This window comes from Acidobacteriota bacterium (assembly GCA_022340665.1).
GTDB lineage: Bacteria > Acidobacteriota > Thermoanaerobaculia > Thermoanaerobaculales > Sulfomarinibacteraceae > Sulfomarinibacter.
The window spans coordinates 1-17,775 of the sequence record JAJDNM010000100.1 but is presented as its reverse complement, the minus strand read 5'-3'; the positions used below and the strand labels follow the sequence as shown (position 1 = coordinate 17,775).

19 protein-coding genes and 4 tRNA genes are annotated in these 17,775 nt (G+C 60.4%); 8 read left to right on the top strand and 15 right to left on the bottom strand.

Features of this window, described 5'->3' with window-relative positions; translation table 11 throughout:
* The 15 genes from tuf to LJE93_11915 form a co-directional block, all read right to left on the bottom strand.
* On the bottom strand, positions 1 to 140 hold a 140-nt coding region (gene tuf, locus LJE93_11985), incomplete at its 3' end, for an elongation factor Tu (GenBank protein MCG6949621.1).
* A 78-nt stretch (positions 141 to 218) separates the two neighbouring features.
* Positions 219 to 293 (bottom strand) — tRNA-Thr (locus tag LJE93_11980).
* A gap of 17 nt (positions 294 to 310) precedes the next feature.
* Positions 311 to 385: transfer RNA gene (locus LJE93_11975), tRNA-Gly, on the bottom strand.
* Between the two features lie 33 nt (positions 386 to 418).
* A tRNA-Tyr gene (locus LJE93_11970) sits at positions 419 to 505 on the bottom strand.
* A 20-nt stretch (positions 506 to 525) separates the two neighbouring features.
* Positions 526 to 600 (bottom strand) — tRNA-Thr (locus LJE93_11965).
* A 214-nt stretch (positions 601 to 814) separates the two neighbouring features.
* Positions 815 to 1,546 (bottom strand): 23S rRNA (guanosine(2251)-2'-O)-methyltransferase RlmB, encoded by a 732-nt coding sequence (gene rlmB, locus LJE93_11960; GenBank protein ID MCG6949620.1) that lies wholly within the window; start codon positions 1,544 to 1,546, stop codon positions 815 to 817.
* Positions 1,539 to 2,033, bottom strand: coding sequence for a 2-C-methyl-D-erythritol 2,4-cyclodiphosphate synthase (gene ispF, locus LJE93_11955; GenBank protein ID MCG6949619.1), 495 nt, complete (start codon positions 2,031 to 2,033; stop codon positions 1,539 to 1,541). The genes rlmB and ispF overlap by 8 nt, the downstream gene beginning before the upstream one ends.
* On the bottom strand, positions 2,030 to 2,704 hold the full coding sequence (locus tag LJE93_11950) for a 2-C-methyl-D-erythritol 4-phosphate cytidylyltransferase (GenBank protein MCG6949618.1): 675 nt from the start codon (positions 2,702 to 2,704) through the stop codon (positions 2,030 to 2,032). Before LJE93_11950 ends, ispF begins: the two co-directional genes overlap by 4 nt.
* Before the next feature lie 85 nt (positions 2,705 to 2,789).
* Positions 2,790 to 3,344, bottom strand: coding sequence for a ribosome recycling factor (gene frr, locus LJE93_11945; GenBank protein MCG6949617.1), 555 nt, complete (start codon positions 3,342 to 3,344; stop codon positions 2,790 to 2,792).
* Positions 3,341 to 4,075: a UMP kinase gene (pyrH, locus tag LJE93_11940; GenBank protein MCG6949616.1), complete on the bottom strand. Its 735-nt coding sequence runs from the start codon at positions 4,073 to 4,075 to the stop codon at positions 3,341 to 3,343. The genes frr and pyrH overlap by 4 nt, the downstream gene beginning before the upstream one ends.
* 4 nt (positions 4,076 to 4,079) lie before the next feature.
* Positions 4,080 to 4,931, bottom strand: coding sequence for a translation elongation factor Ts (tsf, locus tag LJE93_11935; GenBank protein ID MCG6949615.1), 852 nt, complete (start codon positions 4,929 to 4,931; stop codon positions 4,080 to 4,082).
* A gap of 92 nt (positions 4,932 to 5,023) precedes the next feature.
* Positions 5,024 to 6,055: a 30S ribosomal protein S2 gene (rpsB, locus tag LJE93_11930; GenBank protein MCG6949614.1), complete on the bottom strand. Its 1,032-nt coding sequence runs from the start codon at positions 6,053 to 6,055 to the stop codon at positions 5,024 to 5,026.
* Between the two features lie 11 nt (positions 6,056 to 6,066).
* On the bottom strand, positions 6,067 to 6,459 hold the full coding sequence (gene rpsI / locus LJE93_11925; protein ID MCG6949613.1) for a 30S ribosomal protein S9: 393 nt from the start codon (positions 6,457 to 6,459) through the stop codon (positions 6,067 to 6,069).
* A gap of 17 nt (positions 6,460 to 6,476) precedes the next feature.
* Positions 6,477 to 6,905 carry a 50S ribosomal protein L13 gene (gene rplM, locus LJE93_11920; protein ID MCG6949612.1) on the bottom strand — a complete coding sequence of 143 codons (429 nt, stop codon included), beginning with the start codon at positions 6,903 to 6,905 and terminating at the stop codon, positions 6,477 to 6,479.
* Positions 6,906 to 7,164: 259 nt separating this feature from the next.
* Positions 7,165 to 7,686 (bottom strand): hypothetical protein, encoded by a 522-nt coding sequence (locus LJE93_11915; protein MCG6949611.1) that lies wholly within the window; start codon positions 7,684 to 7,686, stop codon positions 7,165 to 7,167.
* Positions 7,687 to 7,936: 250 nt separating this feature from the next.
* On the opposite strand from LJE93_11915, the gene LJE93_11910 reads away from it, so the two are divergent.
* The 8 genes from LJE93_11910 to LJE93_11875 all read left to right on the top strand — a co-directional run.
* A complete protein-coding gene (locus tag LJE93_11910) occupies positions 7,937 to 8,923 on the top strand; it encodes a PfkB family carbohydrate kinase (protein MCG6949610.1) in 987 nt (328 codons plus the stop codon).
* Positions 8,920 to 9,417 carry an adenylyltransferase/cytidyltransferase family protein gene (locus tag LJE93_11905; protein MCG6949609.1) on the top strand — a complete coding sequence of 166 codons (498 nt, stop codon included), beginning with the start codon at positions 8,920 to 8,922 and terminating at the stop codon, positions 9,415 to 9,417. Before LJE93_11910 ends, LJE93_11905 begins: the two co-directional genes overlap by 4 nt.
* Positions 9,418 to 9,568: 151 nt before the next feature.
* Entirely contained in the window at positions 9,569 to 10,585 is a 1,017-nt protein-coding gene (locus LJE93_11900; protein ID MCG6949608.1) for a hypothetical protein, read from the top strand.
* A gap of 155 nt (positions 10,586 to 10,740) precedes the next feature.
* Complete coding sequence (pilB, locus tag LJE93_11895; GenBank protein MCG6949607.1) at positions 10,741 to 12,456, top strand: type IV-A pilus assembly ATPase PilB; 1,716 nt, start codon at positions 10,741 to 10,743, stop codon at positions 12,454 to 12,456.
* Between the two features lie 15 nt (positions 12,457 to 12,471).
* On the top strand, positions 12,472 to 13,587 hold the full coding sequence (locus tag LJE93_11890) for a type IV pilus twitching motility protein PilT (protein MCG6949606.1): 1,116 nt from the start codon (positions 12,472 to 12,474) through the stop codon (positions 13,585 to 13,587).
* A 1-nt stretch (position 13,588) separates the two neighbouring features.
* Entirely contained in the window at positions 13,589 to 14,791 is a 1,203-nt protein-coding gene (locus LJE93_11885; protein MCG6949605.1) for a type II secretion system F family protein, read from the top strand.
* 366 nt (positions 14,792 to 15,157) lie between these two features.
* Positions 15,158 to 16,834, top strand: coding sequence for a PAS domain-containing protein (locus tag LJE93_11880; protein MCG6949604.1), 1,677 nt, complete (start codon positions 15,158 to 15,160; stop codon positions 16,832 to 16,834).
* Positions 16,831 to 17,775, top strand: a 945-nt coding sequence (locus LJE93_11875) for a sigma-54 dependent transcriptional regulator (GenBank protein ID MCG6949603.1), incomplete at its 3' end; no start/stop codon positions are given. The genes LJE93_11880 and LJE93_11875, both read left to right, overlap by 4 nt.

The window sequence follows — 17,775 nt, the reverse complement described above, 5'->3', positions numbered from 1 at the left end:
AACGGCGTGTAGTCCGCTAGCCCCTTCGCTGCCAACGTCTTCGTCATCGCCGCCGTCAACGTCGTCTTCCCATGGTCCACGTGACCTATCGTCCCGATGTTGACGTGCGGCTTCGTCCGCTCGAACTTCTCCTTGGCCATTTTGCCTCCCTCTCTGGTTTCGGGCTTCTTCGGCTCGCGAGGTGACGAGCTCGCCCGGTTATCGATTTCTGGTTTTCATGGAGCCCACGACCAGACTTGAACTGGTGACCCCGTCCTTACCAAGGACGTGCTCTACCACTGAGCTACGTGGGCGGCCTCCTCGTTCTGTCTGGAGCGGGAGACGGGGATCGAACCCGCGACCAACGGCTTGGAAGGCCGAGACTCTACCACTGAGTTACTCCCGCGACTCTCGCTCGTCGACGTTTCTCACTTGATGATGGTGCAGGCGGATGGGTTCGAACCACCGTAGGCAATATGCCGGCAGATTTACAGTCTGCTGCCTTTAACCACTCGGCCACGCCTGCATCCCATTCGATCTCGCCAATGGAGCTGGCGATGGGAATCGAACCCGCAACCTGCTGATTACAAATCAGCTGCTCTACCATTGAGCTACGCCAGCAGAACCTCGACTCCCGCTTCATTGCTCGTAACAAAGAACACACCTCTGCCTACAGGCAGTGGGAAAGGGACGATAGCACAGGAATTCCCTGTGCGCAAGCAAAAAGCCTGCCTGCCACCCGCCCACCCGATGCTCGATCCTCGATACTGGATACTCGATCCGCCCACCCACCCCGGCTGACGCGCAAAATGACCCGGCGTCGAGAATCGAGTATCTAGGATCTGTCGGGGCTCCTCGACAGCTCCCAGAGAAGGATGCCGGCCGAGACGGACAGATTGAGCGACTCGACGCCCTCGGCCATCGGAATCGCCACGAATTCGTCAACCTGCGACTTCGTTTTGGCACGCAGGCCACGCTCCTCGGCGCCGACGCAAAGGACCCAGCGTGGCGACGACTTCACCTCATCGAGAGGTCTTCCTCCCGTGTCGGCGGCGAAAACCCAGTAACCCATTCCCCGCAGCCGAGCCAGGGCATCCGCCGCCACTCGCACCCGAACCAGGGGAACCGCCCCGAGCAGACCTGCCGCGGCCTTCGCGACCGCGCCTCCCAGTGGAGGCGCCGAGGGGCCGGCAATCACCACCCCGCCAAGCGAGAAGGCGGCAGCAGTTCGCAGCACTGCTCCGAGATTGTGGGGGTCAGTAATGTCGTCGAGCAGAAGCAAGCGCGACGCATCATCGACATTTCGCACAAGTTGGTTGAGTTCGACAAACACAACCGGGGCGGAGCGCACCGCACAACCGTTGTGAGCGACCCCTTGCGCAACCTTGTCGAGCCTGGCTTTCGGAACCAGGTCATAGTGTATTCCGCGCCGGTGCGCGAGGTTTCTGATTTGCCGGATTCTCTGATCCCGGCGTTCCTTCTGCAACCACAACACGTCAACCGGGCGGTCGCTTTCGAGCACCGCCGTCACCGCGTGGAAGCCTACTGTCCAAAGATCTTCACCCATTCCGATCCACCTCCGACAAGAGCACGATCGCGATCGCTCCCAGCCCTTCCTCTCGGCCGAGAAATCCCAGTCCCTCCGTGGTGGTCGCCTTGACCGAAACGGCACGAGCCGAAACTCCGAGGATTCTCGCCAGCGATTCCCGCAGGTGATCGCGGTGAGGCGCGATTCGGGGACGATCTCCGACAATCGTGAGATCGCAGTTGGCGAGTGCGAACCCTTCGGATACTGCCAACGCCACGGCACGGGCAACAAAAACCGACGAGTCGGCGTCCCGCCACCGGGGATCGGATTCCGGGAAGTGTTCTCCCAGGTCGCCGCGAGCCAAGGCACCGAAGATGGCGTCTGCTACCGCGTGCAGACCCACATCGGCGTCCGAATGTCCTTCGAGACCTGAGTCCGCGGAAAGGGTCACACCACAGATTTTCAAGGGGCACCCGTCGGCGAAACGATGAACGTCGAAGCCCTGGCCGATGCGGAATGATTTCACGGTGCCTGCTCCACCATCGCACGCACGATTTGCAGATCCGCCCCGGTCGTCACTTTGGGGTTCGGCTGACGGGCGAGCACCGCGCGCACCTGCAATCCGGCAGCCTCGAGGAGCGCAGCCTCGTCGGTCCACGTTCGCGCCATATCGGATCGCTCCCAAACCTCCATCAGGGTTGACACGCGAAATACCTGGGGCGTGAGCGCGAAACGGAGACGCTCTCGGGGAATGGTGTCGACAACTGTGTCGTCGCCGTCGACCCGCTTGACGGTGTCGAAGATTCTCGAGGTCAGAATCGCACCCGACGCGCCGCCGAGGGCCGCTATCACCGCCCGCACATCGGATGGATCGACCAGCGGACGGACGGCGTCATGGACTGCAACTACCTCGGCTCCTGCCTGGGCGGCAAAGAGCACGCCCTCACGAACCGAGTCCTGGCGTCGGTCACCTCCTCCGACAACCCGAACCTGCGGGAACTCCGGCGCAAGGAAATCTCGCCAGGATTCGACCTTGGAGTTCTCGACCACGACCACCGTCAGCGCGGTCGGCTCCGCTCTCTGCAGGGCCACCAGCGCGGTCTCGAGAACCGTTCGACGTCCGAGCTTTTCGACCAGCTTGTCGCCGCCGAACCGCACACCACGACCGGCACCGACGCACACGAAAGCCAGATTCATCGCCTCACCATGGTTGCGGGTTTCAGTGTACCCGGAGCAGGCTGGCGAGGATAGTCGACAAAGAAGGTCTGGAAGGGGAGGAGCCCTAAACCTCCATCACCTCTTCTTCCTTCTTTTTGAGGATCGTATTGACCTTCTCGACGTAGGTGTCAGTCAACTTCTGCACCTGATCCTGGCCATCGTGCATCTGATCCTCGGAGATCTGTTTGGCCTTTTCCAGGTTCTTGATCTTGTCGTTGCCGTCGCGCCGAACCTGACGAATTTCGTTGCGTGAAGTTTCGGCGACATCATGCGCCACCTTCACCAGCTCCCTGCGCCTCTCTTCGGTCAGCGGCGGAATGTTGAGCCTGACAACCTTTCCGTCGTTGTTGGGCGTGAGACCGAGGTTCGAACGAAGGATTGCCTTTTCGACCTCCGCCAGCACCTTCGGTTCCCAAGGGGCGATGGCGATGGTGGTCGGGTCCGGAACCGATAGGGCCGCCACCTGATTGAGCGGGGTCTGGGAACCGTAGTAATCGACTGTGATCCCGTCCACGAGCGCCAGAGAGGCGCGGCCGGTCCGGAGCGACGCGAGCTCGGACTGGAAGGCCTCAACGGCTCCGACCATCCTCTGTTCGACTTCTTTCAACACGTCCTTCATACGGCCTCCTTCGGTCCAATCCAGGATCCGACCTGCTCGCCCATCACAACTCGCTTCATGATACCCGGTACGTTGATGTTGAAAATCTGGATCGGGATCTCACTTTCCATGCACAGCGCGATCGCCGCTGCATCCATGACCTTCAACCCCCGCTGCAAGACCTCTTCGTAGCTCAGACGGGGTATCAGCTTGGCGTCGGGGTCGGTCACAGGGTCGGAGGTGTAGACACCGTCTACCTTGGTCGCCTTCATCAGCACTTCGGCGTCGATTTCGTTGGCGCGCAGCGCGGCTGCAGAATCAGTCGTGAAAAACGGATTGCCGGTGCCACCGGCAAACAACACCACGCGTCCCTTCTCGAGATGACGAATCGCGCGGCGCCGAATAAAGGGTTCCGCCACCTCGTTCATCTCGATCGCCGTCTGGACTCGGGTCTGGCAACCGAGCTGCTCGATCGCCGACGAAAGTGCAAGCGCATTGATGACCGTCGCCAGCATCCCCATCGAATCACCGGTGATTCGGTCGATGCCCTGTTCATGGGCCGACACACCGCGGATGATGTTGCCTCCACCGACGACCACCGCGATCTCGACCCCGAGCTCTGCAACCTGAACGATCTCGCCGGCTATGGCCCGCACCACCGCAGGCTCGATCCCGAAGGGTTGGGACCCCATCAGGGCCTCGCCCGATAGCTTGATCATGATCCGGTGGTAGCACGGTTCCGGCTCTGTCATACGATTATGTTTCGCTCCCCTCGCCGAGCTTGAAACGGACAAAGCGGACGACGGTTGCATCGTCTCCGGCCTTTTCCCGGAGGTACTGCTTGACCGACTTGTCCGGCTCCTTGGCAAAGGCCTGCTCGAGCAGCACTTCCTGGACGAAGAACTTCTCCATTTTGCCTTCGACGATCTTCTTGGCGATCTCTTCGGGCTTGCCCGCCTCGATCGCCTGCTTGAGCGCGATCTCCTTCTCGGAGCTGAGCAGGTCATCGGTCACTTCGTCACGGTTCACGAACCGCGGCTCACTGGCCGCGACGTGAAGGGCCACGTCGTGCAGCGTCTCATGGTCCGCCCCACCCGAACCCTCAACGACGACACCAATCTTTCCGCCGCCGTGCACATAGGAGTTGAGGAGGTTTCCTTCTGCCGCCTCGACCCGAGCCAGGCGGTTCAGGACGACATTTTCTCCGATGGTTGCAACCTTTTGGGATATCGCCTCTTCGACCGTGTGTTCGGGGTCGCCGGAGAAGGGCTGTGCCTTCAACTCCTCGGTGTCGGTAACTCCCGCGGACAATGCCTGCTCTGCAAGAGCCTCGGCGAACGATACGAACTCCGGGTTGCGCGCGACGAAGTCGGTCTCGCAATTGAGCTCTAAAACCACTTTCGCGGAATCGTCGCCGATCACCACAACCGTGCCGTCACTGGCGGTTCGGTGTGCCTTCTTCGCCGCCGCAGCCAAACCCTTGGTGCGGAGGTATTTGATCGCCTCGTCGATGTCGCCGCCAGTTTCGGTCAGCGCTTTCTTGCAGTCCATCATGCCTGCGCCGGTCCTGTCCCTGAGCTCCTTGACTGCCTGTGCCGTAATTACCATTTCCTTCACCTCTCTCTGTCCGTCTCATCACAATTCGGGGCCAGGCGTGCATGACTCCTGGCCCCGATTGAATTCTGCATCCCGATGCCCTGTTATTCCTTCGGAGCCACCTCTTCGGCTGCATCCTCGTTCGCTGCCGCAGTCTCTGCGGCGGCGTCCTCCTCTTCGGCAGCCGTTTCTTCTGGAGCTTCCTCGACCTTCTCCTCGTCAGCTTTTTCGACAGGAGTCTGATCCGACTCGTCCGCAACGGCCTCGGTTTCGGTCTCAGTAGCGGGTTCTTCGGTCGCGGATTCTTCGGTCGCGGGCTCTTCCGTCGCGGCATCCTCGGCAGCCGGCTCATCGGCAGCCGGTATTGCCTGCTCTTCCGCAGCTTCAGCCAAGTCCTCGGCCGACGTCTCTTCGGCGACGGCCGGTGCGTCCTCCTCACCAACGAATCTTTCATCGGCGAGGTTGAGGCCCTCGAGCACATTGTCAGCGATGCGCGAGGTGAACAGCCGGATTGCGCGGATCGCATCGTCATTGCCCGGGATCGGGAAGTCCACCTCTTCGGGATCCGAGTTGGTGTCAACAACCGCGACGACCGGGATGCCGAGTCGGTTCGCCTCCTTGATCGCGATGTGCTCGTGCACGGTGTCGATCACGAACAGCGCGTCCGGCAGATCTTCCATATCCTTGATCCCGCCAAAGGCGCGTTCCATCTTGCGGCGCTGACGCTCGAGATGAATGAGCTCCTTCTTCGTCAAATGTGAGTCCTCGTTGGCGAGCATTTCTTCGATCTCTTTGAAGCGCTGGATGGATTTGCGGATGGTACGGAAGTTGGTCATCGTCCCGCCCAGCCAGCGGTGGTTCATGTAGAACATGCCGCAACGCTCGGCCTCTTCGCGGACCGCATCCTGCGCCTGCCGCTTGGTGCCGACGAAGAGCACATTGCGGCCATTGGCCGCCAGGTCTCGGATGAACTCGGCAGCGTCGTCGAAGTGATGGAGGGTCTTCTGCAGATCGACAATGTGGATGCCATTCCGTTTGCCGAAGATGAACGGTTTCATCTTCGGGTTCCATCGCCTCGTCTGATGCCCGAAGTGGACTCCCGCTTCGAGCAGCTCCTTCATCTGAATGTTCGCCACGAATAACTCCCTTACCTCTTGGAGAACTGGAAGCGCTTGCGGGCCTTGGGCTGGCCGTATTTCTTGCGCTCCACCTTGCGTGCATCGCGGGTCAGGAAACCGACGGCTTTGAGCCGCGGACGCAGCTCTCCGTTGTACTCGAGCAGGGCGCGAGAGATTCCGTGGCGGATCGCGCCTGCCTGACCGGTCGGGCCGCCGCCGTGGACGTTGACGAGAATGTCAAATTTGTCGGCGGTTTCGGTCAAAAGTAACGGTTGCCTGATCACCATCTTCAGGACCTGGTTGGGGAAGTACTCATCGAAGTCTCGCTTGTTGACCACGATCTTGCCGCTTCCCGGCCGCAGGTAAACGCGGGCGACCGACGTCTTGCGTCGCCCGGTGCCGTAATACTGGATCTCTGCCACGAACTCCCCCTCTCAGATCACAGGGTATGGGTCTTGGGCTGCTGTGCCGCGTGCGGATGCTCGGGACCCGCGTATACCTTCAGCTTGCGCAGGAGCTTGCGGCCGAGGCGATTTTTGGGGAGCATCCCCCAAACCGCAGCCTGGATCACTCGCTCCGGGTGCTTTTCGAGGCGTTCTCGGGCAGTCTCGGACTTGAGTGACCCGGGCCGGCCGGAGTGCCGATAATAAACCTTCTGATCGAGCTTGCCGCCGGTGAGCTTCACCCGCTCGGCATTGACGATGACCACAAAATCACCGGTGTCGAGGTGCGGCGTGAATTCGGGTTTGTGCTTGCCGCGGAGAATACGAGCGGCTTCGCTGGCAAGACGACCCAGCACCTGATCGGCCGCGTCCATCACCACCCAGTCGCGCGTAATCTCACCCTCTTTTGGTACATAAGTTCGCATGATCGTTCCTCTTTTGTCCCAAGCCCCCGCGGACACAGGGGAACAAGACTCTACTCAAGCAAAACTCGCCTGTCAAGGCATTTTCTCGTACTTTTCGGCCATCGCGCCAAGCACGATATCAGTGGGGATCGCGCGCTCCGCCGGCCTCGCTGGCTATTCGGCTCGACGGCTCTTCGGCCAGACTGCAGCCCAGGGCCGTTGCCGGGACCGAGAAATCGGGGTCGTTTGGCCGTCGGGCCGTCAGGACGTGGGGACCGAATCAGCTTGCGGTGGTCGATGACGGCAATAGCGCCGGGCCTTTCCCCGGCAGGTTTCTGAGAAACCCGGGCCCAAACCACACGTGGAGGCTGCGCGAAGTGCCCTGAACCGTCACGATCTCGAGGACCAGCTCCTCGGGAAGCCACTGCCGGAGATCGACGACCAGGATTCCCTCTCCGACGAACACGCTCAGCAGTGGACTGTCGAGCGCCTTCAGGCCGAACTCGATGGCCGATCTCGGCACCGGAATTCCGCCGAGTGCGCGGGGATTGCGCATGCGAAATCCGAGATGGCGGTGCCGTAGTCTGATCTCTGCCAGTTCGAGAGCGACACGAGCGGGAATGCCCTTCCATACCACCGTCACCTCCGCCGCCAACGCATCACCTGCCCCAGTCAGGGTCAGATCGCGGAGTTCTTCCCGCGTCGAGAGAAGACCCTCGAGATAGCGCTCGAGATGATCGAGATCGAGGGCAAGATGAAGCCCATCCCAACGGGCAAGCGGTGGAGACAGGAGAGAGTTCACGATCGTAAGTATAGGTGAGACGTCGCCACCGTAGGTGTGGATGTTGAATGTTGGATGTTGGATGTTGGATGTTGGACATTCGATTTTCGAGGCGAGCACCAAACATCAAATATCCAATATCGGGCGGGCTCGCCACCGCAAAGCCCAAGGGGCGAAGCTGGGTGGGCGGGCAGATGCAGAATCCAAGATCTCACATCCAATATCGAGCGGCGGACGGGGTTGAGCTAAACTCACCCACACAATGAGTGAAATGAAAGAGTACCTGGAAATCATCGACCGCTTTGGTGACAGTCAGGTCGCGCTTTTCGGCGATCTGGTGCTGGATCGCTTCATCCTTGGCACCCCGAAGCGGGTGTCGCGCGAAGCGCCAGTCATTATCCTCCGCCACGAGGAGCAGCGCGACGTACCAGGGGGGGGCGCCAACGCGCTTGCCAATCTGGCGGCACTCGGCGTCAGGGTGACGGCGATAGCTGCTGTTGGCGACGACGAACCCGGCAGCGCCTTGATTTCGGAGCTCGAGAGCCGTCAGATCGACACCGGACGGATCGTAACCGTCGACGGTTATCGGACACCGACCAAGGTGCGCGTCCTCGGCGGTGGACCGTCATCGCTCAAACACCAGGTCGCCCGATATGATATCGAAGACACACTCCCCGAAACCGGCCCCTGGCGAAGGACGGTGCGTGAGCACCTCGTCGAGGCAGCCTCGACGGCCGCTGCGGTTGCGATCTCCGACTACGGCTATGGGTGCGTCGGAGCTGATGACCTGACGGGCCTGCGGAGCCGGAACGGTCCTCCTCCCTGGATATGCCTCGATTCCCGACACCGGATCGGCTCGATCGGCAGTGTCGATGGCGCAACACCGAATCTCGGCGAGCTCGAGGCCCACTGCGGAAGACAACTGAAATCGGACGCTGAAATCGTGGACGGCGCGGAAGATCTGCGTCGACAGCTTGGTGCACGGTTCCTGCTCGCGACTCGTGGCAACCGCGGAATGACCCTAGTCGAAGCTGGCCGTGACCCGCTCCACCTTCCGGTATTCGGCACCGATGAGGTGGCCGACGTCACCGGCGCAGGTGACACGGTGCTCGCGGTGCTCACCGCCTCGCTTGCAGCCGGAGCAAGCCCGGCCACAGCAGCGGCACTCGCCAACGTTGCCGCTGGTTTGGTGGTGATGAAGCTCGGTACGGCGACTGTCTCCGCAGACGAACTCCGCACCGCCGTGGAAACCGCGTGACCCGCCCCGAAGACAAGCTCCGGACTCTCGATGAACTCACGATCGAGTGTTCTGAGTGGCAGGAGCAGGACCTCGCGGTCGTCCTCGTCAACGGCGCATTCGACATCCTGCACGTAGGCCACGTTCGTTATCTCGAGGCCGCAAGCGAGTTCGGCGATCGACTGGTTGCGGCAGTCAACTCCGACCTCTCCGTACAGCTGAGCAAGGGGGACCTTCGTCCGATCATGCCCGAAATGGAAAGAGTCGAGATCCTCTCCCACCTCTGGATGGTGGATCGAATCTGCCTCTTCGACAGCAAGACGGTGTCACCGGTGCTCGAGAGACTCAAACCACAGATACACGCGAAGGGAACCGATTACACCGTGGACTCGGTTCCGGAGCGCGAGGTGGTGGCAGCGTACGGCGGCCGAACTGTCATTTGCGGCGACCCGAAGGACCACGCCACCACCGAGTTCATTGACGTTGTTCTGGACCGGTTCGGCAAACAGGAATGACCGACATCGATCCTTCGACGCGACCAATTTCGAATTTGAAATTTCGAATTCGGAATTTCCCTCCCACCCTCCGAGAGAAATCCGGAAAATGGCTGAATCCGAAAAATTCGAAATTCGAAATCCGAAATTCGAAATGCGAGAGGGGGTGGTTGTGAGAATCGTGCTGGTTCGTTTGTCCGCCCTCGGGGACATCGTCCACACCTGGCCGCTCGCCTGTGAGCTCGCGGCCCTGGAATCAGAACCACACCTCAGCTGGGTCGTGGAAGAGCCGCTGAAAAGCCTGGTCGAAGGCCATCCCGCGGTGGACGCGGTGTTCACCACCCGCACCGGGAGCTGGCGCCGCAAACCGCTGGCGGCAACGACCCGGGCCGAGGTCGGCACTCTCAAGACCCGACTTCGAGAGCTCCAGGCGGACTATGCCATCGATTCCCAGGGCACCGCGAAATCCGCGATGGTCGTGCGCTGGACTGGCGCGGATCGCAAGATCGGCCTGGCCAGACCCTGGCGGCGGGAATGGTTGGCCGGCCTGTCGTATGACCGAACCGTGCCCGGGGCGCCAGGTCGGTCCCACGTCGTGGCCACGAATCTCGCCATGGTGCGGGCCCTTGGCACATCACCTACCGGCGTTGCGCCACCCGACGGAAGGTGGTTTCTCGAGAAGGTCGCGAATCGAGTGCCGACGGGTGAGTGGTCGACCCCGTATGCGGTACTCCTCTCGGGAACCGGCGGTCCTCACAAGGCGCTCGACCAGGAGTCGGTGGCCTCGGTCGCTTGCGGTCTGGTCAGTGAAGGTCTGTCGGTTGTGGTTGCTTGGGGACCCGGCGAACGGGCGCTGGCTTCCGGGATCGTAGAAGCCGCCGGCAGCGGCGTCTTTCTGGCACCGGCAACGGACATCGAAGAGCTCGCCGCGCTGCTTGGTGGTGCAGACCTCGTGATCGGTGGCGACACCGGCCCCGTGCATCTCGCCGCGAGCTTCGGCACGCCCACGGTCGCGGTCTTCCTGACCAGCGACCCGCAGCGGAACGGGCCCCTCGGCTCCCGTACGGCCGTGGTCTCTGGCGCGCAGGATGCACCCTCGGGTCCGACCGGGTCGGCCCGGGCCCGACCGGGACGACCAGTCGACGCTGGTGAGATCCTAAGATCTGCCCTCGACTTAATCTCCATTTAATGGCAGATATTTCGTGCCGGATATCACGTGTTTCACACGGTTATTTGATACGATAGATGGAGTCCAAAGAGGACTCGAGACTGCCAATCAGCTCATTCCAACAGAGCCTGGTGCTACAATTTTAATGAGAACGTCTGTCGAATTGGACTGAATGTATGGCCCTAAAAATCGGCGAACTCCTGATCAAGGCGAAGCTGATCAACGAAACCCAGTTGGCGAAAGCCCTCGACGCACAGAGGGCGAGCGGGGGACGCCTCGGCGAGCATCTGGTCGCGCTTGAATTCGTTACCGAAGAAGATATTCTCGATTGCCTTTCGCAGCAGTATGGCGTGCCTTCAATCAACCTCAGACATTTCGATATCGACGAGTCGATCATCCGTTTGATTCCGGCCGATGTCGCGCGGAAATATCAATTCATTCCGGTGTCGAAGACCGGAGCAACCTTGACCGTGGCGATGACCGACCCATCGAACGTCTTTGCCATGGATGACATTACGTTTATCACCGGATACCGGGTCGAGCCGGTCGTGGCTTCCGAGGATGCGTTGCGAGAGGCGATCGACAAATACTACGGAACGACCCACTCGATCGAGCTCAAGAAGGTGATGGAGGATCTGTCGACGGTCGAAGAGGCCGCCCTCGAAGTACTCGAAGAAGAAGAAGACATCGACATTCAGGACCTCGAGGCGAGTGCCGACGAGGCTCCAGTAGTGCGCCTCGTCAATCTGATCCTTACCGACGCCCTCAAGCGCAGTGCATCGGACATCCATATCGAACCGTACGAGAAGTCGTATCGGGTTCGCTTCAGAATCGACGGCGTCCTCTACGAAATCATGAACCCACCGTTGAAGTTCCGGGACGCTATCTGTTCCCGCATCAAGATTCTTGCCAAGCTCGATATCGCGGAAAAACGGCTGCCTCAGGACGGACGCATCAAGCTCAAGATGAAGTTCCAGGGCAAGGTCAAGGAGCTCGACTTCCGCGTTTCGACCCTCCCGACGCTGCATGGCGAAAAGATCGTGCTGCGGCTGCTCGACAAAGATTCCCTGATGCTCGACATGACCAAGCTCGGTTTCGAGAAGTCGAGCCTGAAGTTTTTCGAGGAGGCGATTTTCCAGCCCTACGGCATGGTGTTGGTTACCGGGCCGACCGGATCGGGAAAGACCAATACCCTGTACTCGGCGATCTCGCGCATCAACAGTCCGGAGGTCAACATCATGACCGCCGAGGATCCTGTCGAGTTCCAGCTCGTCGGGATCAATCAGGTTCAGATGAAGGAGTCGATCGGACTCAACTTTGCTGCCGCCCTGCGATCCTTCCTGCGGCAGGATCCGAACATCGTCCTGGTTGGCGAGATTCGCGACTTCGAGACCGCCGAGATCGCGATCAAGGCCGCTCTCACCGGTCACCTCGTGCTCTCGACCCTGCACACCAATGATGCGCCTTCGACCATCAACCGACTCATGAATATGGGCATCGAGCCGTTCCTCGTCGCGACATCGGTCAATCTGATAGTGGCGCAGCGGCTGATCCGACGGGTTTGCGACAAGTGCAAGCAGGTCGAGGAAGTTCCCTTGCAAGCCCTTCTCAACGTCGGCTTTTCGGAGGAGGAGGCCCCCACCATCGAGCTGTATAGGGGCCGTGGGTGCGAGGAGTGCAACCAGCGCGGATACCGCGGCCGGATAGGCATCTACGAAGTGATGAATATCACCGAAGACATCCGAGAACTCATCCTTTCGGGTGCGTCAGCCGTCGAGTTGCGGCGCAAGGCCCTCGAGGAAGGTATGATCGGATTGAGGCAGTCGGGTTTGCAGAAAATCCGAGACGGCATCACCACGATCGACGAGGTGGTCCGCGAGTCGGTCCTTTAGGCGGGGGGATTTGAGATGACCGTAAGCCTTCATCAACTCTTGAAAACGATGGTCGAGAAGGGCGGAACCGATCTCCACATCACGACCAACTCTCCTCCCCTGATCAGGGTGGACGGAGCCCTCGTGACGCTTTCACACCCACCAATGAGCGCTGTCGACACCAAGAAGCTCGCCTATTCGGTCCTCACCGACGCGCAGAAGCACCGTTTCGAGGAAAACCTCGAGCTCGATATCTCTTTTGGCGTCAAAGGCCTTGCGCGATTCCGGGCCAACGTCTTCATGCAGCGCGGCGCCGTCGCCGGAGCGTTTCGTCGCATTCCGTATGAGATCCTCGGCTTCCGCGAGCTCGGCCTGCCGCCCTCAGTCGAGGCATTGTGCAACAAGCCTCGCGGTTTGGTCCTCGTCACAGGCCCAACCGGCTCTGGAAAATCGACAACTCTGGCCGCGATGATCGACAAGATCAACCGAGAGAAATCACATCATATTTTGACTATCGAGGATCCAGTCGAGTACCTCCACTCGCACAAGAAATGCATGGTGAACCAGCGTGAGCTGCACGCCGACACCCATTCCTTTCCGAATGCTCTGCGATCCGTCCTTCGCGAAGACCCTGACGTCGTGCTGATCGGTGAGATGCGCGACCTCGAGACGATTGAGTCCGCACTCCGGATCGCCGAGACCGGCCACCTCACCTTCGCCACTCTCCACACGAATTCGGCGCCACAGACGATCAACCGTATCGTGGATGTATTTCCGGAGCATCAGCAATCTCAGATTCGCGCCCAGCTCAGCTTCGTGCTCGAGGGAATCATCTGTCAGTCGTTGCTGCGTCGCGCGTCCGGAAAGGGTCGGTGTCTGTGCTGCGAAATCTTGATACCGAGCTCGGCGATCCGCAACCTGATCCGCGAGGACAAGGTCCACCAGATTTACTCGATGATGCAGGCTGGTCAGGTCAAGCACGGTATGCAGACCTTCAACCAGGGACTCGCGACTCTCTATCACAGGCGGATGATCTCGCTGCAGACAGCGCTCGCCTACAGCTCGTATCCGGATGAACTGCAGGACATGATCAACCGCGGTGTCGGAACAACCAGCCCAACCCCGGAAGCGCGGCGGGCAAGGAGGAGCTGAGATGCCCAGTTACGAGTGGAAGGGCCGCGATCGCAACGGCACGACACAGACTGGTGTGCTCATCGGCGATAGCAAGGAAGCGGTCATCGCCGCACTCCGTCGACAGCAGATTGTCGTTACGACAGTCAAGGAAAAAGGCAAGGAAATCGCTTTGCCGAAGTTCGGTGGCGGCGTCAAATCCAAGGACATCGCGGTTTTCACGCGCCAGTTCTCGGTGATGATCGATGCCGGCCTTCCGCTGGTGCAGTGTCTCGACATCCTCGGTCAGCAACAGGAAAACAAGGCCTTCCAGAAGATCATCCTCCAGGTCCGCCAGGACGTAGAGGGCGGCTCGTCACTTGCCGAAGCGATGCGCAAGCATCCTCAGGCATTCGACGACCTCTATGTCAACATGGTTGCCGCAGGTGAGGCGGGCGGTATTCTCGACACCATTCTTCAGCGTCTCGCCACTTACATCGAAAAGACGGTCAAGCTCAAGAGCCAGGTCAAGTCGGCCCTGGTTTACCCGGTTTCGGTCATAACGATTGCTGTGATCGTTGTCTACGTCATCTTGTGGAAGGTCATCCCGGTCTTCGCCGCTCTGTTCGAAGGCCTAGGCGGCCAGCTCCCGTTCCTGACTCAGGTCGTCGTCAATATTTCGAACTTCATCGGGAACTTCTGGTGGTTGATCATCCTGGTCGTAGTCGGCGGCGTGTTTGCGCTTCGTCAGTATTACCAGACTGACGCGGGGCGCTACCAGATCGACAAGCTTCTTCTCAAGGCACCAGTCATTGGCATCCTGCTCCGCAAAATCTCGGTTGCACGATTCTGCCGCACGCTGGGCACCCTGTTGAGCTCGGGTGTTGCCATCCTCGAGTCACTCGAAATCACCGCTCGAACCGCGGGCAACGCGGTCATCGAGGAAGCACTCTTGCAGGTGCGGAAAGAGGTCGAAGAGGGTAAGACTCTCGCCGAACCGCTCACCCGATCCGAACAGTTCCCGCCGATGGTCTGCCAGATGATCGGGGTTGGCGAGCAGACAGGTGCGATGGACACGATGCTCTCCAAGATCGCCGATTTCTACGAAGACGAGGTCGACGCGGCCGTCGAGGGCATGATGGCGCTGATCGAGCCAGTGATTATCGCCTTTCTCGGCGTAGTCATCGGCACGATCGTGGTTGCCATGTACCTGCCGATGTTCTCGTTGATCAGCCAGATCGGCTGATGAACGAGCGGTCGTCTAGCCTGCATATCTCACCAGCTGTCTACTGCGGCCGACGAGCCGCCGCACCCAGCTGTGCTTTCTCATCTCCGGGTGCTCGACGTACCGTCAGGTACGCCTCCGCGCCCGGGGAATCGAAAACTCAGCTGGTCACAGCGTCTCAACGACCTCGTCACGAAACCCGGTGAGATATGCAGGCTGGCCCGCATCATTCATGAGGTTTCGTGGCGAAAGGCGGGAGGCGCAAGCGTGGCGCCGATCTTGGAAGATGAGCGAGCGGAGGCGTACTTGCGGTACGTCGAGCGAGCGAATCGAGAAAGCGCCGCCACGCGCACTGGATCGCGCCTTGCAGCAGAAGAGTCATGAATAATGCAGGATAGGACCGCAGAATCCGGGGCCGTCACCGCGGTGACACGACCGCAGCTGCCGTCCCAGAAGGCCCTCCGATGGCTCATGGGCCTGCGGTTGGTGGTGATCTCCACCCTCTTCTTCGGCATCCTGCTGATTCAGGCCAACAGCGAGAAAATCCTTCCGTTGAGGAACTTCTACGGTCTGATCCTATTCAGCTACAGCCTCTCCCTTTTCTACCTGATCCTCTACGCACGCAAGATCTCTCCTCGAGTCCAAATCTGGATTCAGCTGCTCGGGGACATCGCCGTTGTCACCGGGATCGTCTATTTCACCGGTGGGCCCTATTCGCCATTCTCGTTTCTCTATCTGACCGTGATTGCGGTCGCCGCGGTCATGATGCGAGGCGGCGGGTTGATTTTCGCCGGTATCTCGGCGGTGGCCTACGGTCTTCTCGTAGACCTCATGGTCTTCGAGGTGCTGCCGGTCCCCGAAAACCTGACCGGCATTCAGATAGCAGTCCCGACGTCGCGCGTCCTGATCCAGCTGCTCACCAACATCGTCGGGTTCGTCCTGGTCGCGCTCCTGGTTTCCTACCTCGGCGAGTCACTTCGCAGCGCTCACAGTCGTCTCCAGGAAGAGACCGAACGGACGAAGCGGTTCGTTGCCCTGACCGACCACGTCGTGCGGTCGGTGGGAGCCGGTATCGCCGCCACCGACCTGAACGGCAAGCTGCTGCATCTCAACCCAGCGGGTGCTCGTATCCTCAATGTCTCCGACAGCGATACGATCCTCGACGCAGTGATCGAGGATGTGATCATTCTCGACGAACAGGATTGGGCTCTGCTCAAGACCCGGGCCCTCGACCGGAGCGTGATGCGCCTCGAAGGAACCGCCGCCTCCAACGGTCTCCGGCTCGGAATGACGATCGGTCCGCTGGCCGATGAAACCGGCAGTGTCGTCGGATTCATCGTCACATTCCAGGATCTTTCGGAGATCAAGGTCGAGGCGGAGAAACAAAGGATGCAGGAGCGGATGGCGGCGGTCGGCGAGATGGCGGCGCGGATGGCGCACGAAATCAAGAATCCGCTGGCGTCGATTTCGGGTTCGGCCCAGGTCTTGGCCTCCGCCGGCAGCCTCGACGAGAACAACCAAAGGCTGCTCCACATTCTGGTTGACGAATCTCGCCGCCTGTCGGGCATTCTCGACGGCTTCCTCGAGTACACCAGATCCGGCGCCGCCACCTTCGGCCCCTGCAATCTCGGAGCGATGTTGCGCGACTGTATCAACCTCCTCGAACGCTCAGACGAGCAGCGGGATGATCAGCTGTTACGGTTGAACGTTCCCGACGATCTCGTGCTTCGCGGCGAGGAACACCTCCTCCGACAGGTGTTCTGGAATCTGTCCCGCAACGCGCTGCAAGCGATGCCGGATGGCGGAGAACTGGAGATATCCGCCTTCAGAGAGGGCGGTCGCGTCGTCATGAAGTGGCGGGATACAGGCGTAGGAATGACCGAAGAAATCAGGCGCCAGGCCTTCGAACCGTTCGTCACCACCCGTCCCGGTGGTACCGGCCTCGGTCTCGCGGTAGTCTACTCCGCGGTGGCGGAGCACAACGGCACGATTTCCATCGACAGCTCCCCAGGTTCCGGCACCACGGTCACCGTTGAGCTGCCGTTGGACAAGGAGGCGGCGTGAGTCGTGGTCACATCCTGGTCATCGATGATGAACACTCGCTCCGCGAATTTCTGACGATCCTCCTCGAGCAGGAGGGATACGAGGTCACAACCGCCGACTCGGTGGCATCCGGAACAAAGACCGTGCTCGATGGAAACTTTGATCTCGTCATGTGCGACCTCAAGCTGCCGGACGGAACCGGCCTCGATGTTCTTGCGGAGGCGCGGAAGCAACAGGTCGAAAGCCCGTTCATCATCATCACCGCCCACACTACGCCGCAACACGCGCTCGAGGCGCTTCGAGCCGGCGCAGCCGAGTACCTGTCGAAACCATTCAACGTCGATGACCTCAAGCTCATCCTCGAAAAGTTGACCGGCGGAGGGGCTATCGAAGAGCATCCTCAGGATGTACCGAACTTCATCGGATCGAGTCCCGCAATTTCCCGCATCCTGAACATGGTGCCCCGTCTCGCCGCAACGCCATCCACGGTCTTCATCACCGGCGAAAGCGGAACCGGCAAGGAGCTCCTGGCGCAGGCTATTCACGCGTTTTCTGCCGCCGCCAACGGTCCCTTCCTTTCGGTCAACTGCGGCGCGTTACCCGAAGGGCTCCTCGAATCGGAGCTCTTCGGCCACGTCCGGGGATCATTCACGGGTGCGGTACGGGATCACAAGGGTCTCTTCGTCGAAGCCGAGGGCGGCACGCTGTTTCTCGATGAGGTCGGAGAGCTGACGCCGCTGATGCAGGTCAAGCTTCTGCGGGTTCTCCAGGAGCGCCGCGTGCGGCCGGTTGGCTCGAGCCAGGAGATCGACGTGTCGGTTCGGGTGCTTGCGGCCACCAACCGGGACCTGGAGCAGGCGGTCAAGAACGGCGAGTATCGCGAGGATCTCTACTACCGCCTCAACGTTCTTCATCTGCACCTGCCTCCGCTGCGCCAGCGGATCGAGGACGTTCCCGAACTC

Excerpts from the sequence above, each read along its gene's own strand:
- pyrH (MCG6949616.1), bottom strand. The coding sequence starts at position 4,075 with ATGACAGAGCCGGAACCGTGCTACCACCGGATCATGATCAAGCTATCG.
- frr (MCG6949617.1), bottom strand. The coding sequence starts at position 3,344 with ATGAAGGACGTGTTGAAAGAAGTCGAACAGAGGATGGTCGGAGCCGTT.
- pilB (MCG6949607.1), top strand. The coding sequence starts at position 10,741 with ATGGCCCTAAAAATCGGCGAACTCCTGATCAAGGCGAAGCTGATCAAC.
- LJE93_11910 (MCG6949610.1), top strand. The coding sequence starts at position 7,937 with ATGAAAGAGTACCTGGAAATCATCGACCGCTTTGGTGACAGTCAGGTC.
- rlmB (MCG6949620.1), bottom strand. The coding sequence starts at position 1,546 with ATGGGTGAAGATCTTTGGACAGTAGGCTTCCACGCGGTGACGGCGGTG.
- LJE93_11950 (MCG6949618.1), bottom strand. The coding sequence starts at position 2,704 with ATGAATCTGGCTTTCGTGTGCGTCGGTGCCGGTCGTGGTGTGCGGTTC.
- tsf (MCG6949615.1), bottom strand. The coding sequence starts at position 4,931 with ATGGTAATTACGGCACAGGCAGTCAAGGAGCTCAGGGACAGGACCGGC.
- LJE93_11890 (MCG6949606.1), top strand. The coding sequence starts at position 12,472 with ATGACCGTAAGCCTTCATCAACTCTTGAAAACGATGGTCGAGAAGGGC.
- LJE93_11885 (MCG6949605.1), top strand. The coding sequence starts at position 13,589 with ATGCCCAGTTACGAGTGGAAGGGCCGCGATCGCAACGGCACGACACAG.
- LJE93_11880 (MCG6949604.1), top strand. The coding sequence starts at position 15,158 with ATGCAGGATAGGACCGCAGAATCCGGGGCCGTCACCGCGGTGACACGA.
- rplM (MCG6949612.1), bottom strand. The coding sequence starts at position 6,905 with ATGCGAACTTATGTACCAAAAGAGGGTGAGATTACGCGCGACTGGGTG.